Source organism: Mesorhizobium sp. U510 (assembly GCF_059180695.1).
This window is the reverse complement of the sequence record NZ_CP180532.1, coordinates 767,256-793,382: the sequence shown is the minus strand read 5'-3', so window position 1 is coordinate 793,382 and position 26,127 is coordinate 767,256. Positions and strand designations below refer to the sequence as shown.

At 64.2% G+C, this 26,127-nt stretch carries 31 protein-coding genes; 14 read left to right on the top strand and 17 right to left on the bottom strand.

Going from position 1 to position 26,127, the window contains the following annotated elements:
- Window positions 1-80: 80 nt before the first annotated feature.
- The 3 genes from ACLGL5_RS05865 to leuB all read left to right on the top strand — a co-directional run bounded on the left by ACLGL5_RS05865 (window position 81) and on the right by leuB (window position 2,018).
- Window positions 81-473, top strand: a complete 393-nt coding sequence (locus tag ACLGL5_RS05865; protein ID WP_019862118.1) for a RidA family protein — start codon at window positions 81-83, stop codon at window positions 471-473.
- A 4-nt stretch (window positions 474-477) separates the two neighbouring features.
- Window positions 478-828 (top strand): VOC family protein, encoded by a 351-nt coding sequence (locus ACLGL5_RS05860; RefSeq protein WP_064981533.1) that lies wholly within the window; start codon window positions 478-480, stop codon window positions 826-828.
- A gap of 86 nt (window positions 829-914) precedes the next feature.
- Window positions 915-2,018, top strand: a complete 1,104-nt coding sequence (leuB, locus tag ACLGL5_RS05855) for a 3-isopropylmalate dehydrogenase (protein ID WP_019862116.1) — start codon at window positions 915-917, stop codon at window positions 2,016-2,018.
- Window positions 2,019-2,178: 160 nt separating this feature from the next.
- On the opposite strand, the gene ACLGL5_RS05850 is transcribed toward leuB, so the two are convergent.
- The 4 genes from ACLGL5_RS05850 to ACLGL5_RS05835 all read right to left on the bottom strand — a co-directional run bounded on the left by ACLGL5_RS05850 (window position 2,179) and on the right by ACLGL5_RS05835 (window position 4,648).
- Window positions 2,179-2,556, bottom strand: a complete 378-nt coding sequence (locus ACLGL5_RS05850) for a MarR family winged helix-turn-helix transcriptional regulator (protein ID WP_019862115.1) — start codon at window positions 2,554-2,556, stop codon at window positions 2,179-2,181.
- Window positions 2,557-2,626: 70 nt separating this feature from the next.
- Window positions 2,627-3,055: an SRPBCC family protein gene (locus tag ACLGL5_RS05845; RefSeq protein ID WP_069090538.1), complete on the bottom strand. Its 429-nt coding sequence runs from the start codon at window positions 3,053-3,055 to the stop codon at window positions 2,627-2,629.
- Between the two features lie 155 nt (window positions 3,056-3,210).
- Window positions 3,211-3,873, bottom strand: a complete 663-nt coding sequence (locus tag ACLGL5_RS05840; protein ID WP_038650686.1) for a DUF805 domain-containing protein — start codon at window positions 3,871-3,873, stop codon at window positions 3,211-3,213.
- A gap of 70 nt (window positions 3,874-3,943) precedes the next feature.
- Complete coding sequence (locus tag ACLGL5_RS05835) at window positions 3,944-4,648, bottom strand: DUF805 domain-containing protein (RefSeq protein ID WP_069090537.1); 705 nt, start codon at window positions 4,646-4,648, stop codon at window positions 3,944-3,946.
- 141 nt (window positions 4,649-4,789) lie between these two features.
- Here ACLGL5_RS05835 and ACLGL5_RS05830 point away from each other — a divergent pair, with 141 nt between their 5' ends.
- Window positions 4,790-6,214 (top strand): glycosyltransferase, encoded by a 1,425-nt coding sequence (locus tag ACLGL5_RS05830; RefSeq protein WP_069093222.1) that lies wholly within the window; start codon window positions 4,790-4,792, stop codon window positions 6,212-6,214.
- A 2-nt stretch (window positions 6,215-6,216) separates the two neighbouring features.
- Here the strand turns inward: ACLGL5_RS05830 and ACLGL5_RS05825 are convergent, their stop codons facing one another.
- Window positions 6,217-8,085 (bottom strand): DEAD/DEAH box helicase, encoded by a 1,869-nt coding sequence (locus ACLGL5_RS05825; RefSeq protein WP_069090536.1) that lies wholly within the window; start codon window positions 8,083-8,085, stop codon window positions 6,217-6,219.
- A 35-nt stretch (window positions 8,086-8,120) separates the two neighbouring features.
- Between ACLGL5_RS05825 and ACLGL5_RS05820 the strand changes: the two genes are divergently transcribed.
- From ACLGL5_RS05820 to ACLGL5_RS05805, 4 genes are all read left to right on the top strand, one after another.
- A complete protein-coding gene (locus ACLGL5_RS05820; protein ID WP_069090535.1) occupies window positions 8,121-8,420 on the top strand; it encodes a hypothetical protein in 300 nt (99 codons plus the stop codon).
- A gap of 107 nt (window positions 8,421-8,527) precedes the next feature.
- Window positions 8,528-9,562: an aspartate-semialdehyde dehydrogenase gene (locus ACLGL5_RS05815; protein ID WP_069090534.1), complete on the top strand. Its 1,035-nt coding sequence runs from the start codon at window positions 8,528-8,530 to the stop codon at window positions 9,560-9,562.
- A 193-nt stretch (window positions 9,563-9,755) separates the two neighbouring features.
- The gene (locus ACLGL5_RS05810; RefSeq protein WP_245307274.1) at window positions 9,756-10,049 is read left to right on the top strand and encodes a GNAT family N-acetyltransferase; all 294 of its coding nucleotides are present in this window, start codon (window positions 9,756-9,758) and stop codon (window positions 10,047-10,049) included.
- Complete coding sequence (locus ACLGL5_RS05805) at window positions 9,989-10,213, top strand: GNAT family N-acetyltransferase (RefSeq protein ID WP_245307003.1); 225 nt, start codon at window positions 9,989-9,991, stop codon at window positions 10,211-10,213. Before ACLGL5_RS05810 ends, ACLGL5_RS05805 begins: the two co-directional genes overlap by 61 nt.
- A 4-nt stretch (window positions 10,214-10,217) precedes the next feature.
- Here the strand turns inward: ACLGL5_RS05805 and ACLGL5_RS05800 are convergent, their stop codons facing one another.
- Entirely contained in the window at window positions 10,218-10,631 is a 414-nt protein-coding gene (locus tag ACLGL5_RS05800) for an ACT domain-containing protein (protein WP_069093221.1), read from the bottom strand.
- A 169-nt stretch (window positions 10,632-10,800) separates the two neighbouring features.
- On the opposite strand from ACLGL5_RS05800, the gene ACLGL5_RS05795 reads away from it, so the two are divergent.
- From ACLGL5_RS05795 to ACLGL5_RS05780, 4 genes are all read left to right on the top strand, one after another.
- Window positions 10,801-11,706, top strand: coding sequence for a bestrophin family protein (locus ACLGL5_RS05795; RefSeq protein WP_069090533.1), 906 nt, complete (start codon window positions 10,801-10,803; stop codon window positions 11,704-11,706).
- 132 nt (window positions 11,707-11,838) lie between these two features.
- Window positions 11,839-12,249, top strand: a complete 411-nt coding sequence (locus tag ACLGL5_RS05790) for a DoxX family protein (RefSeq protein WP_069090532.1) — start codon at window positions 11,839-11,841, stop codon at window positions 12,247-12,249.
- A 29-nt stretch (window positions 12,250-12,278) separates the two neighbouring features.
- Window positions 12,279-12,806 carry an SRPBCC family protein gene (locus ACLGL5_RS05785; RefSeq protein WP_038650670.1) on the top strand — a complete coding sequence of 176 codons (528 nt, stop codon included), beginning with the start codon at window positions 12,279-12,281 and terminating at the stop codon, window positions 12,804-12,806.
- 139 nt (window positions 12,807-12,945) lie between these two features.
- On the top strand, window positions 12,946-13,209 hold the full coding sequence (locus ACLGL5_RS05780) for a YMGG-like glycine zipper-containing protein (protein ID WP_019862099.1): 264 nt from the start codon (window positions 12,946-12,948) through the stop codon (window positions 13,207-13,209).
- Between the two features lie 66 nt (window positions 13,210-13,275).
- Here the strand turns inward: ACLGL5_RS05780 and ACLGL5_RS05775 are convergent, their stop codons facing one another.
- The 7 genes from ACLGL5_RS05775 to ACLGL5_RS05745 all read right to left on the bottom strand — a co-directional run bounded on the left by ACLGL5_RS05775 (window position 13,276) and on the right by ACLGL5_RS05745 (window position 19,328).
- A complete protein-coding gene (locus ACLGL5_RS05775; RefSeq protein WP_069093220.1) occupies window positions 13,276-14,091 on the bottom strand; it encodes an acyl-CoA thioester hydrolase/BAAT C-terminal domain-containing protein in 816 nt (271 codons plus the stop codon).
- Between the two features lie 105 nt (window positions 14,092-14,196).
- Complete coding sequence (locus ACLGL5_RS05770) at window positions 14,197-14,595, bottom strand: hypothetical protein (protein ID WP_069090531.1); 399 nt, start codon at window positions 14,593-14,595, stop codon at window positions 14,197-14,199.
- A 143-nt stretch (window positions 14,596-14,738) separates the two neighbouring features.
- Complete coding sequence (rpsP, locus tag ACLGL5_RS05765; RefSeq protein WP_019862097.1) at window positions 14,739-15,140, bottom strand: 30S ribosomal protein S16; 402 nt, start codon at window positions 15,138-15,140, stop codon at window positions 14,739-14,741.
- 57 nt (window positions 15,141-15,197) lie between these two features.
- Complete coding sequence (locus tag ACLGL5_RS05760; protein WP_019862096.1) at window positions 15,198-15,524, bottom strand: chorismate mutase; 327 nt, start codon at window positions 15,522-15,524, stop codon at window positions 15,198-15,200.
- 8 nt (window positions 15,525-15,532) lie between these two features.
- Window positions 15,533-17,125 (bottom strand): signal recognition particle protein, encoded by a 1,593-nt coding sequence (gene ffh, locus ACLGL5_RS05755; protein WP_069090530.1) that lies wholly within the window; start codon window positions 17,123-17,125, stop codon window positions 15,533-15,535.
- Window positions 17,126-17,562: 437 nt separating this feature from the next.
- A complete protein-coding gene (locus ACLGL5_RS05750) occupies window positions 17,563-18,132 on the bottom strand; it encodes a DUF1236 domain-containing protein (protein WP_069093219.1) in 570 nt (189 codons plus the stop codon).
- A 98-nt stretch (window positions 18,133-18,230) separates the two neighbouring features.
- Window positions 18,231-19,328, bottom strand: a complete 1,098-nt coding sequence (locus ACLGL5_RS05745) for a zinc-binding metallopeptidase family protein (RefSeq protein ID WP_069090529.1) — start codon at window positions 19,326-19,328, stop codon at window positions 18,231-18,233.
- A 379-nt stretch (window positions 19,329-19,707) separates the two neighbouring features.
- On the opposite strand from ACLGL5_RS05745, the gene ACLGL5_RS05740 reads away from it, so the two are divergent.
- On the top strand, window positions 19,708-20,505 hold the full coding sequence (locus tag ACLGL5_RS05740; protein WP_069093218.1) for a lytic murein transglycosylase: 798 nt from the start codon (window positions 19,708-19,710) through the stop codon (window positions 20,503-20,505).
- A 262-nt stretch (window positions 20,506-20,767) separates the two neighbouring features.
- On the opposite strand, the gene ACLGL5_RS05735 is transcribed toward ACLGL5_RS05740, so the two are convergent.
- The 4 genes from ACLGL5_RS05735 to ACLGL5_RS05720 form a co-directional block, all read right to left on the bottom strand.
- Window positions 20,768-21,310 (bottom strand): hypothetical protein, encoded by a 543-nt coding sequence (locus ACLGL5_RS05735; RefSeq protein ID WP_069090528.1) that lies wholly within the window; start codon window positions 21,308-21,310, stop codon window positions 20,768-20,770.
- A gap of 7 nt (window positions 21,311-21,317) precedes the next feature.
- Window positions 21,318-21,776, bottom strand: a complete 459-nt coding sequence (locus ACLGL5_RS05730; protein ID WP_019862090.1) for a hypothetical protein — start codon at window positions 21,774-21,776, stop codon at window positions 21,318-21,320.
- Between the two features lie 61 nt (window positions 21,777-21,837).
- Window positions 21,838-22,113: a hypothetical protein gene (locus tag ACLGL5_RS05725; protein WP_245307002.1), complete on the bottom strand. Its 276-nt coding sequence runs from the start codon at window positions 22,111-22,113 to the stop codon at window positions 21,838-21,840.
- Window positions 22,114-22,445: 332 nt separating this feature from the next.
- A complete protein-coding gene (locus tag ACLGL5_RS05720; protein ID WP_494372884.1) occupies window positions 22,446-23,669 on the bottom strand; it encodes an argininosuccinate synthase in 1,224 nt (407 codons plus the stop codon).
- A gap of 349 nt (window positions 23,670-24,018) precedes the next feature.
- Here ACLGL5_RS05720 and ACLGL5_RS05715 point away from each other — a divergent pair, with 349 nt between their 5' ends.
- Window positions 24,019-26,112: a putative bifunctional diguanylate cyclase/phosphodiesterase gene (locus ACLGL5_RS05715; RefSeq protein WP_069090526.1), complete on the top strand. Its 2,094-nt coding sequence runs from the start codon at window positions 24,019-24,021 to the stop codon at window positions 26,110-26,112.
- Window positions 26,113-26,127 lie beyond the last annotated feature (15 nt).

Below are 26,127 nucleotides of genomic sequence, written 5' to 3'. Positions count from 1 at the left end.
GACAATGGTCCGCCCTGCTTGGCCCACGACCCGCTCCGCGCCGCCTGCTAGACGCAGGCCACAATCCAAGGATGCCTTCCATGCGCAAACTGATCTCCACCGGTTCGCCCTTCGAGAAGACCGCCGGCTATTCGCGCGCGGTGGTGCAGGGCGACTGGTGCTTCGTCTCCGGCACGACCGGCTATGATTACGCGACGATGACGATGCCGGAAACGGTCGAGGCGCAGACGCGCAACTGCCTAGCGACGATCGGCAAGGCGCTGGCCGACGGCGGCTTCGAGATATCAGACGTGGTGCGGGCGCATTACTACATCACCGACCAGGCCTTCGTGGATGTGGTCTTCCCGATCCTGGGCGAGACATTCGGCGACATCAGGCCGGCGGCGACAATGATCGTGTGCCAGCTCAACAAGCCGGAAATGAAGATCGAGATCGAAGTCACGGCGCTGCGGCGCTCGGCTCCGAGGCGCTGAGACCATGAAGGTCCGGCGCATCGTGGCCAATATCGAGACGCAGGATGCAGCGGCGGCGAAACGCTTCTACCAGAATGTGCTTGGCCTCGACATGCTGATGGATCAGGGCTGGATCGTCACCTACGGCTCCGCGGAAAAGATGCAGGTGCAGGTCTCCTTCATGGTGCAAGGCGGCTCCGGCACGCCGGTGCCGGACCTGTCGATCGAGGTCGACGATCTCGAGGCTGCACTTCAAGGCATGAAGGCCGCCGGCTTCGCCATCGAATACGGTCCGGCCGACGAACCGTGGGGTGTGCGGCGCTTCTATGTGCGCGATCCCCTGGGCCGGCTGGTCAACATTCTCTCACATCGGTGATCGTGGTTCTGAACCGCAGGCTTGCGCCGCAAGCGCTTGGCGTTTAGCAAGGCCGCGGTTCAAATTCTTTCTGGGACGGTTTCTCCATGGCAACGAAGCATCTTTTCCTGCTCCCCGGCGACGGCATCGGCCCCGAGGCCATGGCCGAGGTCAAGAAGCTGATATCGGCCATGAACGAAAAGCTCGGCAGCGGCTTCGTCACCGATGAGGGCCTGGTCGGCGGCTGCGCCTACGACGCGCACGGCGCGGCGATCTCCGATGCCGACATGGCCAAGGCGATGGCGGCGGACGCGGTGCTGTTCGGCGCCGTCGGCGGACCGAAATGGGATGCCGTGCCTTACGAGGTGCGCCCCGAGGCCGGCCTGCTGCGGCTGCGCAAGGACATGGAGCTGTTCGCCAATCTGCGTCCCGCCATTTGCTATCCGGCGCTCGCGGCGTCCTCCTCGCTCAAGCAGGAGGTGGTCGAAGGCCTCGACATCCTCATCGTGCGCGAGCTGACCGGCGGCGTCTATTTCGGCGAGCCCAAGCAGATCATCGATCTCGGCAACGGCCAGAAGCGCGGCATCGACACGCAGGTCTACGACACGTTCGAGATCGAGCGCATTTCGGGCGTCGCCTTCGAACTGGCTCGGACCCGCAAGAACCACGTCACCTCGATGGAAAAGCGCAACGTCATGAAGTCGGGCGTGCTGTGGAACGAGGTCGTCACCCAGACGCACAAGGCGCGCTATTCCGACGTCAAGCTCGACCACATGCTGGCCGATGCCGGCGGCATGCAGCTGGTGCGCTGGCCGAAACAGTTCGACGTCATCGTCACCGACAATCTGTTCGGCGACATGCTGTCCGATATCGCCGCCATGCTGACCGGCTCGATCGGCATGCTGCCGTCGGCTTCGCTCGGCGCGCCCGACGTCAAGACCAAGAAGCGCAAGGCGCTCTACGAGCCCGTGCACGGCTCGGCACCCGACATCGCCGGCAAGGGCATCGCCAACCCGATCGCCATGATCGCTTCCTTCGCCATGTGCCTGCGCTATTCCTTCGGCATGGTCGATGAAGCCGACAGGCTGGAGGGCGCGATCGCCGCCGTGCTCGATCAGGGCCTGCGGACGAAGGACATTTTCTCGCCGGGCATGACCGAAGTCGGCACGGTCGAGATGGGCGATGCGATCATCGCCAAGTTCCTGGGCTAAGGCGTGTCGGTATTCTGGTGAGGCCGGCCTGCGAATGACGGCTGCCTGCGCTTCCGGTGCTCGCGTACTTCAAGTACGCTCCGCTCCGGTTCTCGGCAGCCGCCATTCTCGGCTCGGCCTGACCTGAATCTCGACACACCTTGGCGCAGGACCTCCCGGCTTAGCGTATTTCGCCGGCCAGCTGCTGCAGCAGGCCGACGAGCTGCGCTTCGTCCACCGGTTCGAAGAAGGCCGCGTCGGCGGTCTCCACGGCAACGATGGCGCGCTGTGCGGCGGCCGCCCCGGCCGGGGTGACACGGATCACCTTGGCACGCGAATCCCTGGGGTCGGCTTCCCGCGCGATCAAACCCTTGGCCTCGAGCCGGGCAACGACGTCCGAGGTCATCTTCACCTCGGTGCCGGCCTGGGCGGCAAGCTGCACCTGGTTGGGCGGCTCGCCATTGCGGCCGAGCCACATGGCCGAGGCCAAGAGCACGAACTGGACATGAGTCAGGTCGAGCGGCGCCAGCGCCGCCGTCATGACGCGCTGCCAGCGCATGGTGGTTCGCCACAACAACAAGCCCGGGCTCTCCGAAGGTCCGCTGAAGCGCGTTTTCAAATCCTGTCCATCAGCCACCCGTCGCAAACTCCTTTGCCTGCTCGAACAATTTAGCCATCGAGGCGTCGAAATCGCCGCTGATCTGCGGACCGAGTTCGGGTCCGACCTCGGCGGCCGAAGGGCCGGAAATTTCGAGCCGGTGCGTCACCTGCGTGCCGCCTTCGACCGGCACCAGCGTATGCCTGAACAGCATGTTGGTGTCACCGAACGACGTCTCGTCGGCATAGGTGAAATTATCGACGAGATCGACGATGGTCGATTCAAACGTGTCCTGCCCGACCGGCGTCACCGAGACACGGGTGCCCTTGGCGAACGGGCCGTGCAGCACGAAAGTGTCGGACCCTTCATAGGTCAGGCGGCCCTCGTGCAAAGCCTTCAGCGCGTTCCAGATGGCTGCTGCGGGAAGGGAGGAAATGGCGGTGTATTCATTGCTCCACATTGTCTCGGCTCCATTCATCCTGGCTGATCGATCATTCGATCTGTGCACAGACTATCTGTGCACAGATTAAATAGCAAGAGGAATCTTGCTGCTCCGCCTGGATGGTGCCAACTCCTTGCTTTTATGCAGTTTCGAGCGGCATGCAGCCGAAGTCGCTAAACCCTGACCCCCGCCGGCACCGGTCCCCACTGGTTTTCGCGCCCCTGAGACGGCACAAGCCCCAAGACCAGCACGGCCACCCCGCCGATAGCCGGGATGAAGCAGATCAACACAAGCCAGCCACTCAGGCCGATGTCGTGAAGACGCCGCACGACAAGCGCGATCCACGACCAGCCGAATGCCAGTGTAAAGATACCAGCGGGTAGGAACCCTATCGAGCTTTTGCCCGCGTTGATGCCGAAACCGTTGATGGCCAGATTGACGAGTATCCCGAGGCCAACAAGTGCTAACTGCACAAGGATAAAGCATAGCCAAAAGGCCCAGAATTCCTTGCGGCGGCCGCGTCCGTGGAAATTGAAATAGTTCACGCTCACCGTGCACAGGAAGTACGCCCACAGTCCTGTGGAAGCGGCAAGCCGCTTTTCGGCAAGCTGGCTAGGTTGCGATGGCCGGCCGGTGCTTGACGACGGCGAGGTTGAGGCCACAGCGGCTATATTGTGAGCCGTACCGTCGTCTGGCTGGAATTCGACGAGCGTACCCCTGGCGAGAGCCACCTCATGGCTTAGATCACTACGGGCAAACATGTAGCGTTTGCCGTCAACCCCATTGATGTAACCGAAATCCTGATCCTGGTCGAAGTGATAGACCGTGCCACGCATACTTTGCCCCCGTCATGCCGAGCGGGGACTCTACCTAAAGTTGCAAGTAGTTGCAAGATGCACGTTTAGGTTAGATCCTGACCCCCGCCGGCACAGGCCCCCACTGGTTTTCGCGCCCTTGTGTCGGGATGAGCGCGAAGACCAGGATGATCAGGCTGCCGAAGGTCGGGATCAGGAGGAGCAGGCAGAGCCAGCCGGTCAGGCCGAGGTCGTGCAGGCGGCGCACGATCATGCCGAGGCTGGGCAGGAAGGTGGCCAGCAGGAAAAGGCCGAAAAGCCCCACCGTCATCGCCGGCACCTCGGCGTTGTCGAAATTGCCGATCTCGGCATCGGTGAAAACGCCGATGCCGACGATCACCAGCAACGCGATCGTCCAGAACAGGCAATAGCCCCAATATTCCTTGCGGCGGGCGCGGCCGGCGAAATTGAAGTAGTTCCGGGTAACGCCGCCCCAGAAATAGGACCAGAGGTCGGTGGGCTCTGAGGGCTCGGACGTCCGGCCGAAATGCTGCGCCGGCGATGCGACGGCAGTAGGTGCGGGACCGGCTTGAGCCGGTGCGGGAATGGTGCCGGCGGCCGGGCTTGCCGCCTGTGCGGCGATCGAGAAAACGTCACGCGCCTGGCCGCCGCCCGGCTGGAATTCCACCGCTGTGCCCTTGGCCATCGCGGTTTGCCGGCGAAGGTTCTCGCGGGTGAATGTGTAGCGGTTGCCGTCGGCTCCGGTGATGAAGCCGAAACCCTGGTCTTCGTCATAGTGAAGCACTTCGCCACGCATCGCCCACCCCCTTGTCGCCGCGTCCCCGCCAAGGTGTGGCACAGGGCCGATCCCATGGGCAACACCGTGCGGCATGGCTACCATATTAGCGGCAAATCAAGCATAAGGCTTCACGTGCAGCCGTCTTCGACAAAGCAGATCATGACAGTCGAGCATTCCGATGCCAGCGCCGGGACCGAGGGGAGGCAGGTCGCAAGGCCGCCGAGGTATGCCCCTGCACTGGCCATCGATGCCACCGGCCTGATGTTCTGGCCGCCGGGCAAGGGCCTGGCGGGCATTCCACGGGTGGAGAGCTTTCTCGTCAACGCTGCATTGGCGGATCCCGACCCAGACGTGGAGGTGGTGGCGTTCAGGCCAGGCGAAGGCCGGTTCCGGCCGCTCGCGCCTTTCGAACAGGACCATGTCGCGGCGGGCGAGATTTCACCGCATCGTGTCAAGCGGTGGCCGGGCAGACGCATGGCGCTGTCGCAGGCTTTCGAGGCGGTGCGGCAACAGCCCTGGGACAAGCGTGACGCGGACCGCCATCTGGCCAGGACGGTGACCAATGGCGGTATGGGGATCGCCTGGCAGGTGACGCGGCTGTTGATCCGCGCTTATCGCCTGTACCAGCGGGCGCGGATCCGCTTTGGCTTGCGAGAAGATGCCCCAGCCCGGCCGGCCGAGACGGAGCCCGGCCTTGTGCTGATCAGCCATCACATCCTGACCCAGGAAGACCGGTCCGCCGTTTCGGGCGGCGCCGGCAAGCCTGCCTTCCTGTGCCACGATATCATCCCGGCATTGCGCCCCGACCTGATCGGCTCGAGCGCCGGCGAGCGCCGTTTCGGCTCCGATCTCGAGCAGCTCGTGCGCGCCGGTGCGCCGGCATTCTGCGCTTCCGACGAGGTCGGCGCGACGCTGACCGAATATATGCGCAAGGCCGGCATCGGCGCGCCGGTGGTGTACCGGTTTCCGATGCCCTCCATCCTGCACGACACGGCATCGCGCATGGGCAGCACCTCGCGCATCGAGGCCGGCGAGCCGTTCGTGTTCTATTGCTCGACCATCGAAGTGCGCAAAAACCACATATTGCTGGCGCGGATCTGGCAGCAGGCGCGCGAAGAGGGCGTCAAGCTGCCAAGGCTTGTCTGCGCCGGGCGCTGGGGCTGGATGATCGAACCGCTGCGCGCTTTTCTCAAGGCGCATCCCGAACTGCTCCAGTCGGTCACTTTCACCGGGTTGGTCAGCGACGAGCAGCTCATCGGCTATTATCGCAGCGCCACGTTCGGCGTTTTTCCCTCGCATATAGAGGGCTGGGGCTATGGCGCCTCGGAATGCCTCGATTTCGGCGTTCCGGTCATCGTGTCGACGGCGCCGTCGCTGATCGAGGCGAGCGGCGGGCTGATGCCGGCGATCGATTCCGAAGACCAGGCCGGCTGGTACGCCGCCATCCGCAAGATGGCTGAGGATCACGCCTGGCGCTCCTCTTTGGCGGAGCGCATCGCCCAAAACCATCGGCCGACGCAGGCGGCCGCTAGCTGGTCGGCCATCAAGGCCGGGCTGCAGGAGAGCGCGTCCCGGCGTTTATAGGGTTATGAAGGCCGCTTCTTCGGCTTCTTGTGCTTTGGCGGGCTGGCATTGTCGAATTTCGGCTTGCCCGGCTTTTTTGCCCATGGCTTTGCCTCATGCGCGGCTGCCGGGCGCTGATCGACTGAAGCCGGCGCGCGCTTCTCGAATTTGCGCTTCGGCGCGTTCGGGTCGAATGGCGCCTTGCCGCGATGCGGCTTCTTGTCGGGGCTGGGTGGCTGATAGCCGGCCCGCGACAGGTCCGGCGTGCCGTCCAGCCGCTTGACCACGATGTTGCCCTGCAATTTGCGGTCGGGACCGATGGCGGCGAGAAAACGGTCGGCCCAGTCCGCGGCGATCTGCACGAAGGTTTCTTCCGGCTGCATCTTGATGGCGCCGATCTCGCGCTTGGAGATGCTGCCGGTGCGGCACAGCATCGGGATCAGCCAACGCGGCTCGGCATTCTGCCGGCGGCCGACCGACAGCGAGAACCAGACGCTGGCGCCGAAATCGTCGCGGCGGCTCGGCGCCTCGTCGCGCTGCGCGAATTTTTCGCCGGCCGGTCTTTCGCGTGAAGGCGTGAAGGGTGCTACGTCCAAGAGATCCTCGGGCGCCGAGCGGCTGGCGCGGCACTGGCGCACGAAGGCGGCCGCCACCTGTTCGGCGCCATGCCGGCTGAGAAGCGCGTCGATGAAAGCGCGCTCATCGTCCTTCACCGGCTCGTCGAAGGCCGGATCGGCGAGGATGCGCTCGTCGTCGCGGCGGATCACGTCGTCGGCGGAGGGCGGGCTCGCCCATGTCGCCTTGAGGCCGGCGTTCTGCAACAGCCGCTCGGTGCGCCTGCGGGCGCTGCCCGGCACGATCAGTGCGCTGACGCCCTTGCGCCCGGCGCGGCCGGTGCGGCCGCTGCGGTGCAGCAGCGTCTCGGGATTGGTCGGCAGATCGGCGTGGATGACCAGTTCGAGGTTGGGCAGGTCGATGCCGCGCGCCGCGACATCGGTGGCGATGCAGACTTTCGCACGGCCGTCGCGCATCGCCTGCAGCGCATGGCTGCGCTCGTTCTGGCTGAGTTCGCCCGAAAGTGCCACGACGGAAAAATTGCGGTTGTTGAAGCGCGCGGTCAAATGATTGACGGCGGCGCGTGTGTTGCAGAACACCAGCGCGTTCTTCGCCTCATAGAAACGCAGCACGTTGATGATGGCGTTCTCGCGGTCGGCCTGGGCGACGTTGAGCGCGCGGTATTCGATGTCGAGATGCTGCTTTTCCTCGCCGGCGGCGGAGATGCGCACGGCATCGCGCTGGTAGCCTTGCGCCAGCGTGGCGATCGAGCGCGGCACGGTGGCCGAGAACATCAGCGTGCGGCGTTCGGCCGGCGCGGCGTCGAGTATGAACTCGAGATCCTCGCGAAAACCGAGATCGAGCATCTCGTCGGCCTCGTCGAGCACTACCGCTTTCAGCGCCGACATGTCGAGCGATTGCCGTGTGATGTGGTCGCGCAGCCGCCCGGGCGTGCCGACGACGATATGGGCGCCGCGCTCCAGCGCGCGCCGCTCGGTGCGCATGTCCATGCCGCCGACGCAGGACGCCACCGTGGCGCCGGTCGGCTCGTAAAGCCATTCGAGTTCACGCGTCACCTGCAGCGCCAGTTCGCGCGTCGGCGCCACCGCCAGCGCCAGCGGCGCTGTCGCATGGCCAAAGCGCTCGGCGCCGTCGAGAAGCGTCGGCGCCATGGCAAGGCCGAAGGCCACGGTCTTGCCGGAGCCGGTCTGCGCCGATACCAGAGCATCGGCGGACCCAAGTTCCAGCACCGCCTTCTGCACCGGTGTCAGTGCGGAATAGCCGCGTTTTTCCAGCGCCTGTGCCAGCGCCGGGACGATACCTTCAAAGTTGGACATCTCGCTCTTTCGGAATTCAGGGGTCTGCGCTCATCATGGAGCACGAGCCGGGGCCGGCGCCGCGCCAGCCAAACAATCTTGGCCGTTCGTACTTCCTGCCGCCGCTCTTGTACAGGGCGCGCCATGAAGGCCATGCGACGCGCCGCGCATTGACTCCTGCCGCAAACCGCGTAAAAGCCCGCTTCGAACGGGATCGTTTTTCGATGCGCGGCCTCTCGATGGCTCTTCTTGCATTCGATGCCCCCAGCCTCAATGCGAACCATTGGGCCGGGCGCCTCGGCTCGTCTCCTCGTTCCAGCAAAACCACGGCCAAAACCACCACCAAAACGGTGTGATTCCCTTGGCCTAACCACCCTCTCCCGGGTTCGGCCCGGGGGACGGAACCCGCATTGGCCGGCGGGTTTTCTCCAAAAACCAAGCGGAGAGGGACAAGGAGATCTTTATGAGTTTCAAGGTTGCAGTCGTCGGCGCCACGGGCAATGTGGGCCGGGAAATGCTCAACATACTGGAAGAGCGCGGCTTTCCGGTAAGCGAAGTGGTGGCGCTGGCGTCGCGGCGCAGCCAGGGCACGGAAGTGTCGTTCGGCGACCGCACGCTGAAGGTCAAGGCGCTCGACCAGTATGATTTTTCCGACACCGACATCTGCGTCATGTCGGCCGGCGGCAATGTCTCCAAGGAATGGTCGCCGAAGATCGGCAAGCAGGGTTGCGTCGTCATCGATAATTCGTCGGCCTTCCGCTATGACCAGGACGTGCCGCTGATCGTGCCGGAGGTGAACCCGGACGCGATCTCGCTGTTCACGCGCAAGAACATCATTGCCAACCCGAATTGCTCGACTGCGCAGCTGGTCGTGGCGCTGAAGCCGCTGCACGATTTTGCCACCATCAAGCGCGTCGTGGTTGCCACCTACCAGTCGGTGTCGGGCGCCGGCAAGGAAGGCATGGACGAGCTGTTCACGCAGACCCGCGCGGTGTTCGTCGCCGACCAGGTCGACGTCAAGAAGTTCACCAAGCGCATCGCCTTCAACGTCATTCCGCATATCGACGTCTTCCTCGACGACGGCTTCACCAAGGAAGAGTGGAAGATGGTCGCCGAGACCAAGAAGATGCTCGATCCCAAGATCAAGCTGACGGCGACCTGCGTGCGCGTGCCGGTGTTCATCGGCCATTCGGAAGCGGTCAACATCGAGTTCGAGAAGCCGATCACCGCCGACGAGGCGCGCGACATCCTGCGTGATGCTCCCGGCTGCCAGGTCTTGGACAAGCGCGAGGACGGCGGCTACATCACGCCGCTGGAATCGGCCGGCGAGGACGCCACCTTCATCTCGCGCATCCGCGAGGATTCGACCGTCGACAACGGCCTGTCGATGTGGATCGTCTCCGACAATCTGCGCAAGGGCGCCGCGCTCAACGCGGTGCAGATCGCCGAGCTTCTGGTCGAGCGCGGCCTGATCCAGCCGAAGAAGAAGGCGGCGTAGTTTACCGCTCAGGGGCCTTATCGCCGCGGCCGCGGCGGGCCCTCCGCGAGGGCGCCGGACGACCGGCGGCCCGCGGTCGCGGGCTCGGCCTTCGGCCGGGGCGCTTCTCCCTTCTCCCCCTGTGGGAGAAGGTGGATCGGCGCGAAGCGCCGGATGGGGGGCTCCAGCGGAGTGAGACGTTGGGGTTCCCTTCATGACTAGCGCTCAGCCCGTAGATACCATCCTGCGTCCGGCCATCGGCTCGGACGCTGCCGCCATCGCGACCATGATGCGGGCGGCGCTCAGCTCCTTCGACTGGATGCCGGTGCTGCATACGCCGGAGGAAGACCTTTTCTTCATCCGCGATATCGTGCTGCCACGGCAGCAGGTGACGGTCGCTGAGGCCGGCAAGGTGATTGCCGGTTCATTGCCGTCAGCGGCGATTGGGTGGAGCAGCTCTACCTCGACCCGGCCTGGACGGGGCAAGGCATCGGCAGCCGGTTGCTGACGGACGCCACCGCTGCCCTGCCGGTCACCAAACTCCATTGCTTCCAGGCCAACACCGGCGCCCGGCGTTTTTACGAGCGCCACGGGTTCCGCGCCGAGTCGTTTGGCGACGGCATGACCAATGAGGAAGGCCTGCCGGATATTCTGTATGTCCGCAGGCGCTGACGCCTTACTCCACCCGTCCGTTCTCTATCGCCAGTCCACGCAGCAAGATCATCGCCTCGTCGGCCCGTTCCGCCGGCACGAACAGATGGTCGTGATAGAAAGCCGAGACCGGATTGACGCCCATGCCGGCGCTAGCCAGCCGCGTGGTGATGGCGGCAAGGAAGCCGACGGCTTCCAGCGATGAGTGGATGTTCAGCGTGATCGTCCGGCAGCGGAACGAGGCGCTCAGTCCGGCGGCCTTCGCCGCGTCCTCGGTCACGATCAGCGTCGTGCCCTCGCGCTCGCGAAACACCATCACCGGGTCGAGGTCCTCCGGCTGGGGAACCCCAGGCGCCAGCATGGCGAAGACATGGATGCCGTCGAGCAGTTCCGGTGTCATCGATGCCAACAATGTCTTCAGGTCGGTCTCGCCGGTCATTTCTCTCGCCTGAAAAGGAACGGGCACAGGCTTCTCAATATCGGCAACCGGCACACGCCGATAGTCCGCGCGCACGACATGGCGATGTCGCTGGCGGCCGGGCTTGCGGATCTGTCGCATCGCACAATAGAGCAGCTGAGGGCCGATGCCGGTCCGTGAAAGGCCGTCCATGATCGTTCGCCCGCGCCCCAACTTCCTGCAGCTGTTCTTCATCATGCGCGGCTCCGTGGTGCCGCGCATCCTGCCGCAGATCTTTGGGTTCGCCGTCTATTCGGCGGTCATCCTGGCCCTGGCGCGATGGTTCGAGCTCGATCTCGGCGTCTTCAACATCACGCCGTTCGGGCTGGTGGGCGTGACGCTGTCCATCTATCTGTCGTTCCGCAACAACGCCGCCTATGACCGCTGGTGGGAAGCGCGCAAGCTGTGGGGCACGCTGGTCTTCGAGATCCGCAACCTGGCGCGGGCCACGACCAGCCTCATTCCCGATCCGGCCGAACAGCGCGCCTTGCTGATGGAGGCGCTGGCCTTCTGCCATTTCCTGCGCGGCCAGTTGCGCAAGATCGACAGCATCAAGGATGCCCGCGCCTTCATCGACGCCGAGGCGGATACGGTCGCGACTTTCGCCAATCCGGCGGACGAGATGGTCCGGCGCATGGGACGGCGCGCCAATGGGCAGCGCCGGGCGGGCGACGTCGATCCGATCGGCTTTCGCATTCTCGATGAGAGGCTGGCGTCGATCACGGCCATCCAGGCCGGCTGCGAGCGGATCGCCGGCACGCCCTTGCCTTTCGCCTATACACTGCTCGTGCACCGCACGGCCTATATCGTCTGCCTGCTGCTGCCCATCGGGCTGATCTCGACCACCGGCTGGGCGACGCCGCTGTTCACGGCGCTGATCGCCTACACCTTCTTCGGCCTCGATGCGCTTTCGGAGGAGCTCGAAGACCCGTTCGGCACCGAAGCCAACGACCTCGCGCTCGACGGCCTGTGCCGCGTTTGCGAGATCTCGGTCTTCGAGGCGCTGGGGGAGGCGCCGCCGAAGTTGCTGCCGGCCGAGAAGTTCTATCTTTCGTAGAATCTGGACTGGCCTGCTTGCCGGCCAAAGGACGGATCGAAAAAACCCAGCCCCCTGTAGGATCGCCGCCTCATGCCGCGTCCTTGGTTCGACCCCGGCGAAAGGGGTTCGAACCATCAGGAGGGAACACCGATGAGCATTTCCGAAACCGCGCCTGTCTCGTCCGGCGCCTTGTGGACCGGCCGTGTGCTCAGCGGCATCATCATCCTGTTCATGATCTTCGACGGCGCCATCAAGCTGCCGCCGCTCGATGTCGTCACCCAGACGATGGTGCCGCTCGGCTGGCCGGCCGACGCCAACGTCGCGCGCCTGCTCGGCGTCATCGGCCTCATCGCGACCGCGCTCTACGCGCTGCCGCGCACATCGGTGCTCGGCGCCATCCTGCTCACCGCCTATATGGGCGGCGCCATCGCCACCAATGCGCGGATCAGCAATCCGCTATTCTCGCACACGCTGTTCGGCGTCTACCTCGGTGTCATCCTGTGGGGCGGCCTCTATCTGCGCGACCCCAAGGTGCGCGCACTGATCCCGTTCAGCCGATAGTTTTTCAGGTATTTTTCCGGGAGAGAAAAATGTTCAGCACCATCCTCATCATCCTGGTCGTCATCATCGCCGCGGTCCTCATCTATGCCGCGACACGGCCGAACGATTTCGTCGTCACCCGCACGGCCAGCATCAAGGCGCCGCCAGAGGCGATCTTCCCTCTGATCAACGATTTCGGCCGCTGGCCGACATGGTCGCCCTACGAGAAGCTCGACCCGAACATGAAGCGCACGCTCTCCGGCGCGCCAAGCGGCAAGGGCGCCGTCTATGCCTGGGAAGGCAATGGCAAGGCCGGCAAGGGACGCATGGAGATCGTCAATTCGGTGCCGTCGTCGCAGGTCGCGCTCAAGCTCGATTTCGAGAAGCCGTTCCGCGCCAACAACAGCGTCGACTTCACCTTGACGCCATCGGGCGAAACCACCGCCGTCTCCTGGGCGATGCGGGGCAGCCGGCCCTTCATCGCCAAGTTGATGGGCCTGTTCATGAATTTCGACACGCTGATCGGCCGGGATTTCGAGGTCGGCCTCGCCAATCTGAAGCGCAACGCCGAGGCATGATGCGAACGGGCACGGCCGTTCGCGGGAAGTCGCCCGGGCGAGCGGCACCACGATCTTCATTCTCTCTTGGATCAAATTAGCCGTCTGCGAGTTAAGCACTTGGCGGAGCGATGGCGATCCCCCTGTGAGAGGAACTAAAATGAAGAAAATCATGACCATTCTGGTACTGACGATGGCGTTGGGCGCGTGCTCGCAGACGGAAAAAGGCGCTGCAATAGGCGGCCTTGGTGGTGCCGCGGTCGGCGCGGCCGTGGCCGGTGATCCGGTCCAGGGCGCCGTCGTCGGAGGCGCTGTCGGCGCCGTTGCGGGCGCCCTGATCGGGCACGCCAGCGAAAGTGGCCAGTGCCGCTACCGCGACCGTCATGGTCGTGTCTATGTCGACCGCTGCCCAAGTGGCTATTGAGCAGCGACCAGCACTGAAGACAGCAAAACGGCGGGCACTGGCCTGCCGTTTTCGTCTGAAACCGCCCTACAACAAGTCCCGGATGAATTCCCAGGCTTCTTGACCGAGACGCGCATCGGCTTGGTCATTGCCGCCATGGGCGTGCAATGCGGAGCGTGGCGTGGTTTCACCCGGCAAGAGAATGCGGTGGCCGGCTCCAAGGCTCGAAACGAGGCGCGTGGTCTTTCCGGCATCTTCCCGACGCCGAACAATCGACCGGGCAAAGTCGAGGGATGGCCACAGCGCGTCGTCGCCGCCCGCGACGAGCACAAGCCTCGCCGAGATAGTCTCGACGCGAATTGCGGCCTTGTCGGCCTCCTGCTCGAAGCTTGCCAGGCAATGCTCGAACAGCCCCCTGTAGGACACAAGGCCATCGACGTGGCTCGTGCGCCAGTTCGGCTCGGTCGGAACGAACGGGAGCGGGATCCCCTTCAGCGTCCATGACGATCGCTCGGGCCAACTGATGCCGTCGTCGCCGGGCCCGATATTGCCCCAGACCACCGATGTCGGGCTGATCGCGGCCACGGCATCGATGCGTGGGTCGTGAACCGCCGCGAGCAAGGCCGCCTCGGCGCCCTTGGACGTGCCGACATAGACGATGCGCCGGCAGCCCTGTCCGACAAGATGGTCGGTCGCGGCGAAAAAAGTCTCGAGCGGGATTTCGCAGATGCCGGGAATCTGGCCTTCGCCGCCGAACCACCGGAGCGCCAGGGCGGACGCGCCCTCGCCGGCAAACAGCCGTGCGCGGGCGACGTCGACACGGCCGCTGGATCCGCCCAGCACCACGACACCCGTCGTGGCGTCAGCGCATCGCAGCAGCGTTCCGGCAACGCCGCCGGACATGATTTCTTCCGTGACTGGCCGTTCGTCCATCCGATCCGTCGGCGCCTCAGCGAGGCGTGGTCGGCCGGGACCTATTCGCACAGAACCGTGCTACGGCCAGCCAAATCATCGAATGCTGAAGGGTGCCGAGTCCGCAACCGTACCGTCGATAGACAGATCAACGCGATAGGTGCCAACTGGCCACCCCGCCGTCGGCTTGCTGAGTTGCGAATCCGCCTCGGTGTTCTCTCCGACATTGAGGTCAACCTTGTCGATCGTGTAGTTGGCCGGCGCAACGCCATGAGAATCGATCGAAATCCAGGAGAATGTGATCGTCGACGTGGCCGGGATGTCCACCAGGTCAGCCGATAAATAGACGACCGGTGTGTCCGCCGGGAACTCGCTCTGGGCCTCGCCTCCCTTCGTCGCTGAAACGACGATGTTGTCGAAACCGGCCGCTTGGGCTGGCGTGTCAAGGGTTAGCGCCGCCAGGGCCGCGATGGCCAGAACCAGAACTGATTTCAAGACTCACACCTCTCTGAAGCCGGAAGAAAATCAACGTCGCGGTGCTTCGTCAAGTGGGACGCAGCGGTGCCGGGGCGAGATAGGACCAAACAGCAAAACGGCGGGCACAGGCCCGCCGTTTTGTCGATGCGATGAAGCGATATTTATTCGGCGGTGGCGGCTTCCGCCTCGGCCGGTGCCGCGGACGCGGCCGCGACAGCAGCGGCAGCGTCTTCCTGCGCCTTCTTCAAAAGGGCAGCGCGTTCCTGCGCCTTCTTGCCAGGCTCGGCCTTCTTCGGGTTGGAGCGGGCGTCGCGCTTGGCAAGGCCGGCCTCGTCGAGGAAGCGCAGCACGCGGTCGGTCGGCTGGGCGCCGTGCGACAGCCAATGCTTGACGCGGTCGGCGTCGACCTTGACGCGCTCGCCGTCCTTCGGCAGCAGCGGGTTCCACGAGCCGAGCGACTCGATGAACCGGCCGTCACGCGGTGAACGGGCGTCGGCGACGACGACGTGGTAGTAAGGACGCTTCTTCGAGCCCGCACGGGCCAGTCTGATCTTCAGTGCCATTTCTTATCTCCTAAAAGCTCTGATTTCGTTGATATGGTTTCGGCTAAATCTTTGGTTTCAGCCGGTTTTCGTCACGCCGTTGGCAGCGGCGATCTGTTCGTGGTGGCGGATCACTTCGCGGACGACGAAGTTGAGGAATTTCTCCGCAAAATCGGGGTCGAGATGCGCGTCCTTGGCCAGCTGGCGCAGACGGGCGATCTGCTGCTGCTCGCGCGCCGGGTCGGCCGGCGGCAGGCCATGCTCGGCCTTGAGCACGCCGACCGCCTTGGTGCAGCGGAAGCGCTCGGCCAGCATGTGGATGAGGGCGGCGTCGATGTTGTCGATCGAAGCGCGATAGCCTGCCAGGATGGTGCGGGCGTCGGCCATGTCCTTTTCTTCGTTCATCCGTATTCTCACTTCTTCTTGCCAAGGCCCGGCAGTCCGCCTCCGCCGAGGCCGGGAAGCCCCGGAAGTTTCATGCCGCCGGGCAGGCCAGGCAGCCCGCCGCCGGGGGCGGGCAGGCCCTTCATGCCGCCGAGACCGGCGGCCTGCGCCTGCTTCTGCAAGGCTTCGAGCTGCTTTGGGTCCATCTTCGACAAATCGGGCATGCCGCCCATGCCGCCCATGCTGCCGGGCATCATGCCGCCGAGACCCATCTTGGAGGCAAGGCCGCCCATCATGCCGCGCATCAGGCCGCCGCCTTTGCCCTTGCCGCCCATCGCCTTCATCATGTCGGCCATGCCGCGATGCATCTTCAACAGCTTGTTGATCTCGGCGGCATCGGTGCCGGAACCGGCGGCGATGCGCTTCTTGCGCGAGTGTTTCAGAATATCGGGATTGGCGCGCTCGGCCTTGGTCATCGAGGAGATGATGGCGAGCTGGCGGCCGAACATCTTGTCGTCGAGGCCGGCGGCGGCCATCTGGTCCTTCATCTTGCCCATGCCGGGCATCATGCCCATGATGCCGCCCATGCCACCCATTTTCGACATCTGCTGAAGCTGCTGGGCGAGATCGTTCAGGTCGAACTTGCCCGACTGCATCTTCTTGGCCATCGCCGCCGCCTGCTCGGCGTCGATGTTCTCGGCGGCCTTCTCGACCAGCGAGACGATATCGCCCATGCCGAGGATGCGGTCGGCGATGCGCTTGGGGTGGAATTCCTCCAGCCCATCCATCTTTTCGCCGGTGCCGATCAGCTTGATCGGCTTGCCGGTGACGGCGCGCATGGAAAGGGCGGCACCGCCGCGGCCATCGCCGTCCATGCGGGTCAGCACCAGGCCGGTGATGCCGACGCGCTCGTCGAAGCTTTTGGCCAGGTTGACGGCGTCCTGGCCGGTCAGCGAATCCGCGACCAGCAGGATCTCGTGCGGGCTCGACACCTTCTTGATGTCGGCCATCTCGACCATCAGCGGCTCGTCGATATGGGTGCGGCCGGCGGTGTCGAGGATGACGACGTCATGGCCGCCGAGCTTGGCCGCCTGCACGGCGCGCTTGGCGATGTCGACCGGGTTCTGGCCAGCAATGATCGGCAGCGTCGCGACCTTGGTCTGCTCGCCGAGCTGGCGCAACTGCTCCTGCGCGGCGGGCCGCCGCGTGTCGAGCGAGGCCATCAGAACCTTCTTGTTCTGGCGCTCGGTCAGCCGCTTGGCGATCTTGGCCGACGTGGTCGTCTTGCCGGAGCCCTGCAGGCCGACCATCATGATAACGACCGGGGCCGGCGCATTGAGGTCGATGGCGACGCCCTCGGCGCCCAGCATATCGACCAGCTCGTCATGGACGATCTTGACGACCATCTGTCCGGGCTTGATCGACTTCAGCACCGCGGCGCCGACGGCCTTCTCGCGCACCTTGTCGGTGAAGGACCGCACCACTTCGAGCGCCACGTCGGCCTCGAGCAGCGCACGGCGCACCTCGCGCAGCGCCGCCGAGACATCAGCCTCGGAAAGCGCGCCGCGGCCGGTGAGGCCGTTCAGGATGGAGCCAAGACGCTCCTGCAGCGATTCAAACATCTTGCGTCCTTCGATCTCGGTTCATTCGAACCGAGAGGTAATGCGTTCGCGCCAACTGTCCAAGCAAAAGCAAAGCCCAAAACCAAAAAGCACCCGGGGGCGCATTGCGCTGCCGGGTGTTGGCCTCCAGGATCTATTTACAGCACGGCCTCATAGAGGCTTCGGCGTCCTGGTCGGCTTGCTCGGAGGGATACTCGTCGCGGAATTCGAGGCGTGTAGACAGGAAATCGGCCGAAGAGTCAAGACAAGGGCCGGGCGGCGACAGTCTCCAAGTCCTGACCGGGCCATGATCGTGGCATCAGGAAGCTCGACGCCGCCCCTCATCTGCCTGCCGGCATCTTCTCCCCGTATAGTGACGGGGAGAAGGACGCCTTCGCAAAGGGTGGCGCTTCCCAATACAGGCAACCTGTTGCCGTCTTGGCGACCGCCGGTTTCTGTCAACGAACCACGTACATGATGCGCCGTGTCTGCGGGTCGATCAGCGCCGGCTGACCGTTCACATAGACATAGCGGTAGTTGTAGTCGGGAATTTCGCGCAGTTCGACCGTGTCGGGCAGGGTCGCGCCGGTCACCACCTCGCCGTCGAGATAGACGGGGTCGAGACGATGCGTATCGACATAGGTGCGGACCTCGGCGGGAGGCGGGGGAAAGGCGTCCTCGGCCGGCTGGCCGGCGACGATGGCACCGGTATAGTCGGTCGAATAATTGCCGATGTCTTCCGGCGGCGAGACGATTGCCACACTGGAGCCGTGCGGACGCTGCGTCAGGATCACCCGGCTGCCGCTGAAATCGGCCGTCACATAGTCGGAATAGACCCAGCCCTGGCCGCCGGCTTCGGCGATGGTGCACCATTTGCTGTTTTCGATGCAGCCATTGAGCGTCGCCGACTGGCCGGACGCGAGAACGCCGATGACCGGATATTGCGGACCGGGGCCGGCGCGCACGTTGAGATCGGTGACGGCCGAGACGGCGGTGTCGGCAAAGGCGGCGCCCGACATCACGGTCATCATCCCGGCAATTGCGGCAACAAGACGGATTTCATGGTCTCACTCCGTTTTCATGGTCCCTCGGCGGTGAAAACGGGGCAGCGGCGCATGCGTTCCGGCTAAAACGCCCGCGCCAACTCACGATTTGTTCCCGCGTCTTTCGGCAGGCCGGTCAAAAGCTCGTGAACGAAGGCCAGTTTTCGCGCCGTCACGTCCGAAATGACGAAGGGATAGAGGTCGGGCAGACCCATGCAGCGGTTGATCGAATTGGAGGCTTCCGACAGCACCAGCCAGCGGGCAAGGATCTTTTTGAAGGGCTCGGGCGCGTTGGAAGGTTCCGAAGGGGCCGCCTGCAGTTCGCCGCCGGTGTCGCCGCGCGGCAGATCATTGGCCTCCACCGTCTCCAGCCGGCCGAGCGGGAAGTTCAGCGCGTGGACCATCTCCAGCGTGTCGGTGATGTGCAGATGGTGGGCCCAGGTCTCGGCCCAGTCCTCCCAGGGATGCGAGGTGGCGTAAGCCGAGATGTGGTTTTGCTGCCAGTCGGGCGCGGCACCATTGGCGTAGTAGGCTTTCAGCGCCTGTTCGTAATCGGCGCGATCGTCGCCGAACAAAGCGCGGAAAGCGTCCAGCCTTTGCGCATCGTCGCGGATCAGGCGGTCCCAGTAATAGTGGCCGAGTTCATGGCGGAAATGGCCGAGCAGCGTCCGGTAATTCTCGCCCATCTCGACGCGGCGCTTCTCGCGCTCGGCTGAATCGGCCTCGGCGACATTGAGCGTGATGAGGCCATTGTCATGGCCGGTCAGGATGCGTTCGCCGCCCGGCCCGCCGCCGATCGGATCGGCGAGGAAGTCGAAGGCGAGGCCCACCTCGTCGGCCGGCGCCGGTTTGGGCGCCACCGGCAGGCCGAAAGCGAGCAGCGAATAGATGGCGCGCTTCTTCGCCGCCTCGACCCGGATCCAGCGGCGGCGGTTGCCGTCGACGGAGAGATCGGGGATCAGCTGGTTCAGCGCGCAGGCGCGGCAAAACCCATGTCCCGGTTCGGCCATCCAGTTGCAGGCGCATTCATCGGCATTGGTGCACTGGAAGATGCCGTCGGCGCCCGACAAGGCGAAGCGGGCGTGCTCGGGATCGTAGAGCACGAGGCTCGAACAGTTCAGGCACTGCGCGTTCTCGAAGTAGAGACGATGGCCGCAATGCGGGCAGTCGAACAGTTTCATGTCGGCCTCAAAACCTCAGAGCCCAGCGGGCGGCAGGTGCCCAACGCCGAGCGCCGGCCGCCGTTCCGCATGTGTCGACGCTATTTCGCCGCATGCGGCCCATCGCCTGCAGGGTGCCAGCCGCGGCAAGCCCCGCCGCGCCGCCGATGATCACGCCGCCTATGTCGAAAGGCACACCGACATGCCGGGCGCTGGTCCAGGCGCGGCCGCCGACGTGATATCAACGTCTTCCATGGCTATTTCGACCCCGCCACAATAATCACTTGATCGTAGGCAAATTCCCCGGCATTCGCCAGCATCGTGCGGCGGACGGTGACAAATGCTCGTTTCGCTGGCAAATTCGCAGATGGGACGTGAATCAGGCAACCAGGAGAACAATATGGCATTTCTTGCCAAGGGTAGGATTTTAGCGGCCGCGGTGGTGGCCGTACTTGGGCTGGCGACGGGCGCACAGGCGGCGGCCAGCTGTGGCAGCAACGGTGCGGGTTTCGATGCCTGGAAGCCGGGGTTCGCCGCAGAGGCCAAGTCCGAAGGGGTCGGCGCCAAGGGTCTGGCCGCGTTGGCCGGCGCCACTTACGCGACAAAGACAATTTCTGTCGACCGGGGCATTCACAAGGCGTTCAGCGGCTCGGTGGATGCCTTCATGAAGCGCCGTGGCGGCGCGGCGATTATTTCCAAGGGCCGTTCGCTGAAAAAGTCGAACGCGGCGCTGTTCAGCCAGATCGAAAGCAATTACGGCGTGTCGCCCGGCGTGCTGCTGGCCATCTGGGGCATGGAGACCGGCTTCGGTTCATCCATGGGCAACCAGAACACGGTCTCGGCCATTTTGACGCTTGCCTATGATTGCCGCCGTCCGGAATTCTTTCACCCGCATGCCATTGCGGCGCTCAAGCTGGTCGATCGCGGCGCCCTGAGCGCCTCGTCGGTCGGCGCCGCGCACGGCGAGATCGGCCATACGCAGTTCCTGCCCGGGAATGTCCTGAAATATGGCGTGGGCAGCGGCAATTTGCGCGACAAGGCCACCGCACTGGCTTCCACCGCCAACTTCCTGAAAGCCCATGGCTGGCGGCGGGGCGCGAGCGCGGCGGACAATATCGGCGCCATTGCCGGCTGGAATGACGCCAACGTCTACCAGCAGGCCATCGTGCGCATCGCCACGGCGATCGACGGCGACTGATTGAAGTCCCTATCCGACAAGAGCCCGGCCATGCGCCGGGCTTTTTTGTTGCGTGGACGATCACGGAGATCCGGGAATGGCCGAAGCATCCAACTTCGTCATCCTCGGGTCTGCGCTGCGTCGCTGCGCTCCTTGCTCCACCCGTGGATAACGAAGCGATGGCGTTCCCGGCAGCGGGGTCGTCGCCGATGCGCCGGTCAAATCCCTGAGCCGGGGGCGTATTTCACTTGGCTCAATCGAACTCCGTGCAACGCCGGATTTTCTATTCCACATCAAGCACGTAGGAGCAGCCGGCCAGTGTCTTGCCGGGATGGGAAGTGACGGTCGAGACGTTGAGCGTGATGCGCGTGGAAAGGCTGACGCCGCCGGTGTTGTCTGTGCTTTCGGCAACGACCTTCTCGCCAAGGAACTTGTCCGGCGACGAGACCATTGCCGGGACGTCGAGCTGCCGAGCGAGATCCGCTGCTGCAATGCCGTCAAGCACAGCCATCGGCCCTGATGCGGTAAACACGATTGTCGCCGTCTCGCGCCCGAAGACACGGGTCGGGGCGGGCAGTCGATACTGCCGCAGGAAGGCATTGCCTGACGGCACCTCTTTCCAGCCGAGCGTGCTCGCCGCGCCGGGGTCACCGGCCAGCCAAAGGGCGTAGCCAGTATAAGCGGACACGTCGGCGCGGCATTCGATCAGCGCGGCGAGGTCGAGAGAGGCGGGGTCATAGTCGTCGGCTTTGGCAACAGCCAAACTCGCCAGGACAGCCAACGCCGGCAGGAAACCGGTTCCAGGCGTGGCAAGGCGCGTGATCACATCACTCTCAATGGTTCGCGTAACCGCTCAGCGGGCATTTCTGGGAGATGGGGACCTGGAAAGTGCCGTCAATACCGTTGCAGTTGCGGAAGTAGCGGTTCTGCCGGGCCGGGGTAGCCGCCTTTCGCTTGCCCTCGATGACCGTCGGGACGCCGGAACCCTGCGCGTAACCGCTCAGCGGGCATGGCTGCGAAACGGGAATCTGGAAGGGGCCGTCGAAACTTTTGCAGGTACGGAAATTGGGGTTTCGCCGCGCCGGAGCCGCCGCCTTTGGCTTGCCCTCGATGACCGTCGGGACTCCGGAACCCTGCGCATAACCGCTCAGTGGGCATTGCTGGGAGGCGGGAATCTGAAACGGACCATCAAAACTTTTGCAGGTACGGAACTTGGATGTCTGCGCCGCCTGCGTTGATTGGCATCCGGCAAAGACGGCGACCACTGCAAGCAGAAAAATTCCGTTTTTCACTGTAAAACCTCCCCTAGCCCCGTAAGAAAAAGTAAGATCCGAGCGCCTGAGCGCATCACTTTCAATAATGCGCCCAGCCGCTCAGCGGGCATTTCTGGGAAATGGGAACCTGAAAGGCGCCGTCGACACCGCTGCAGTTGCGGAAGTTGGATGACCGCGGCGCTTGGGATCGCGTGGGCGCAGCCGGCTTTGGCTTGCCCTTGAGGACCATCCAGATTTCGGTCGGCTGGTCGAGCTGCAGGCGGTTTATGTCGGAATAGCTGATCCGGCCGCTGTGGATACCATCGTAAAGACGCTGGCAGAACAAAGCCGGCAAGCGCTCGAGCGACACACCCATGAACGAAGCCATATCGTGTTTGGCGGTGGTGTTCCATGAATGGACGACGTCGATGCACCCGGCCGCCCCCGCCTTCGGGTCGCGCTTGGCGCTTGCCTGCGAGGGCTGGCATACTGCCAAGACGACGACCGCGCCAAGCAGAAGAGGAATGCTTTTTTACGGTCAAAACCCCCAAAACCCGTAAATGAACTTAGATGAAGCTGTCAAAAGGTCAAACAAGAACCGACTGCAGGTGGCTTCATTTTCCTTATATTAGCGGTACAAAATAAAAACCCGGCGTCTCCGCCGGGTTTCTTGGACATGATTGATAGCGCCAGGCCGTTGTTTGGGTATCAGCCCTTGCGGTTGCGTGCGGCAAGCGTGCGCAGCCTGAGCGCATTGAGGCGGATGAAGCCGGCGGCGTCCTTCTGGTCGTAGGCGCCGCGATCGTCCTCGAAGGTGACCAGCGCGTCGGAATAGAGCGTCTTCTTCGATTTGCGGCCGGTGACCATGACATTGCCCTTGTAGAGCTTCAGCCGCACCGTCCCTTCGACGTCTTCCTGGCTCTTGTCGATCATCGCCTGCAGCATCAGGCGCTCGGGCGAGAACCAGAAGCCGTTGTAGATGAGCTCGGCGTAGCGCGGCATGAACTCGTCCTTGAGGTGCGCGGCGCCACGGTCGAGCGTGATCAATTCGATGGCGCGGTGGGCCACGATCAGGATGGCGCCGCCGGGCGTCTCGTAAACGCCGCGCGACTTCATGCCGACGAAGCGGTTCTCGACCAGGTCGAGCCGGCCGATGCCATTGTCGCGGCCAAGATCGTTGAGGGCGGCCAGCATGGTCGCCGGCGACAGCTTCTTGCCGTTGAGCGCTACGGGATCGCCCTTCAGGAATTCGATCTCGATCTCGGTGACCTTGTCCGGCGCGTCCATCGGCGAGACGGTGCGCTGGTGGACGAATTCCGGCGGCTCGCTCCAGGGATCTTCCAGCACCTTGCCCTCGGAAGAGGAGTGCAGCAGGTTGGCGTCGACCGAGAAAGGCGCCTCGCCCCTTTTGTCCTTGGCCACCGGGATCTGGTGCTGCTCGGCGAAGTTGATCAGGTCGGTGCGCGACTTGAACGACCAGTCGCGCCACGGCGCGATGACCTTGATGTCGGGGTTCAGCGCGTAGGCCGACAGCTCGAAGCGAACCTGGTCATTGCCCTTGCCGGTGGCGCCATGCGCGATCGCATCGGCGCCGGTCTCCCTGGCGATCTCGACAAGGTGCTTGGAGATCAGCGGCCGCGCGATCGAGGTGCCGAGCAGATAGGTGCCTTCATAGACGGTGTTGGCGCGGAACATCGGGAAGACGAAGTCGGCGACGAATTCCTCGCGCACATCGACGATGCGGATGTCCTTGATGCCCATCATCTCGGCCTTCTTGCGTGCCGGCTCCAGCTCGCCGCCTTGGCCGAGATCGGCGGTGAAGGTGACGACCTCGGCGCCGAGTTCGGTCTGCAGCCATTTCAGGATGATGGATGTGTCGAGGCCGCCGGAATAGGCGAGCACGACTTTCTTGACGTCTTTGGTCTTGGACATTTCTGCTCCGTCGGTGGCGGACGCCTGGGCAAGGGCGTCACGCATTGTCGGAGCGCCTTTTAGCAGGAACGGCAAAGCGAGCAAGCAGGCGCGGCGCCAGACTGCTGATCCAGCGCGCGGCGAGGGCATAGAACGGCATCAGGCTTTTCGCTGGCGCGGTCCCCGGTTTGCGATAAAGCGCCTGGGAAAACAACCTGCTGCAATCATGGGCTGCATTTATGCCCGGGATTTAAGCAAGTTTTCACGTCCTGCCGCTAAACCAGCGACACAGAATTGCCCTGGCCACGCAAGGGTGGCGAAGCGGCTTTTGCCTGCTCATTGCGGGTGTCTCGGGCTTGGACCATTCCTGATGCGCGTCATATCATGCATCTTCACGGAGCATAATCTGTGGCTCGTCCTGCTGGCGGCGCTGATGTGCGTCACCGGCTGCTGGGTGACGATCGGCCTCCTGGACCGCGCCAGGAAAACCGTCGGCGTGCAGATGCGGGGATGGCTCTTCCTGACCGCGGTCGCGGCCGGTTCCTCGGTCTGGTGCACGCATTTCATCGCTATGCTCGCCTATCAGCCCGGCGCGCCGATCACCTTCGATCCGGCGCTCACCATGATCTCCCTGGTCATCGCCATGGTCGGAACCGGGGCGGGCTTCGGTCTTGCGCTCGGCAAAGGCCGCGGCCTGGCGCCGGAATGGGGCGGGTGTGCCGTCGGCCTGGCGATCTCGGCCATGCACTATACCGGCATGATGGCCTATCACGTGGCCGGCATCGTCGAATGGGACGCCTTCTACGTCATCGCTTCCGTGCTGATCGCGATGGCATTCTCCTCCGTGGCGGTCGGCCATGCGATGCGCCGGCCGTACCGCTGGTCGCACTATGTCGGCATCGGCCTTCTGGTGCTGGCGATCGTCGGCCTGCATTTCACGGCGATGGCGGCGGTGGCGGTGACGCCGCTTTCCTTCATCACCACGGGCACCAATCCCGATATCCTGGAAGCGATGGCCGTCGCGGTCGCCGTGGTCGGTCTGATCGTCGCCGCCACCGGCTTCGCCAGCTATCTGATCGACGAACGCGGTCGGCTCGAAAGCTTCGAGCGGCTGCAGCATCTTGCCCTCAACGATGCGCTCACCGGCCTTGCCAACCGGGTCTCCTTCAACGACCGCCTCGACCATGAGATCGAGCGGGCGCGCGAGGATCAGGGCACGATGACCGCCGTCATCGTCATCGACCTCGACCGGTTCAAGGAAATCAACGACCTGCGGGGACACGCCGCCGGCGACCAGGCGCTCAAGATCATTGCCCGCAGGCTGGCAAAGCTGGCCGGCGACGGCGAGTTCGTCGCCCGGCTGGGCGGCGACGAATTTGCCGCCATCAAGCGCTTCAAGGACCAGAACGACCTGCTCGGCCTGGTGTCGCGGCTGGAGAAGTCACTGTTCGAGCCGTTGCGGATCGACGATTTCGAGAGCGTCACCGGCGCCAGCATCGGCGTTGCCGTCTATCCGCGCGACGGGGCCGACCGGGAGAGGCTGGTCAGCAATGCGGATCTGGCCATGTACCGGGCCAAGAACGACGTGACGCGGGCCGTCTGCTTCTACGAATCGGCGATGGACGAGACGGCGCGGGCGCGCCGGGCGCTGGCCACCGATCTTCGCCAGGCAATCGACCGGGGCGAGCTCTCGCTGCACTATCAGGTGCAGACTTCGGTGCAAACCGGCGCCACGTGCGGCTACGAGGCGTTGCTGCGCTGGACGCACCCCGTGCACGGCATGGTCCCGCCCGCCGAATTCATTCCGATCGCCGAGGAGAACGGTTCCATTCTGTCGATCGGCGAATGGGTGCTGCGCACCGCTTGCCGCCAGGCAGCCTCCTGGGACAATGGCCACAAGATCGCGGTCAATCTGTCGCCGGTGCAGTTCGCCCATGCCAATCTCGCAACGCTCGTCCATCAGATCCTGGTCGAGACTGGCCTGTCGCCGAAGCGTCTCGAGCTCGAGCTGACCGAATCGACGATCGTCGCCGACAAGGTGCGCACGCTGCACGTGCTGCGCCAGATCAAGGCGCTTGGCGTGACGATCGCGATCGACGATTTCGGCACCGGCTATTCCTCGCTCGACACGCTGCGCTCGTTCCCGTTCGACAAGATCAAGCTCGACCGCTCCTTCATGGCCGATGTCGAGCGCAGCCCGCAGGCAAAGGCGATCATCCGCGCCGTGCTGACGCTGGGGCGCAGCCTCGACATTCCCGTGCTTGCCGAAGGCGTCGAGACCCATGTCCAGCTCACCATCCTGCAGGTCGAGGGCTGCAACGAGGCGCAGGGCTATTTCCTCGGCCGCCCCAAGCCGATCGATCAGATCGTGCTCATCGGCGGGCCTGATGGCCAGGACGGCCCGCCCGCCTTCGAGGCGCCTGCCAGGATGCGGGCTGCCGCCGGCTGGCGCTCGCCGCCATAGGCTGGAAACTGCAGT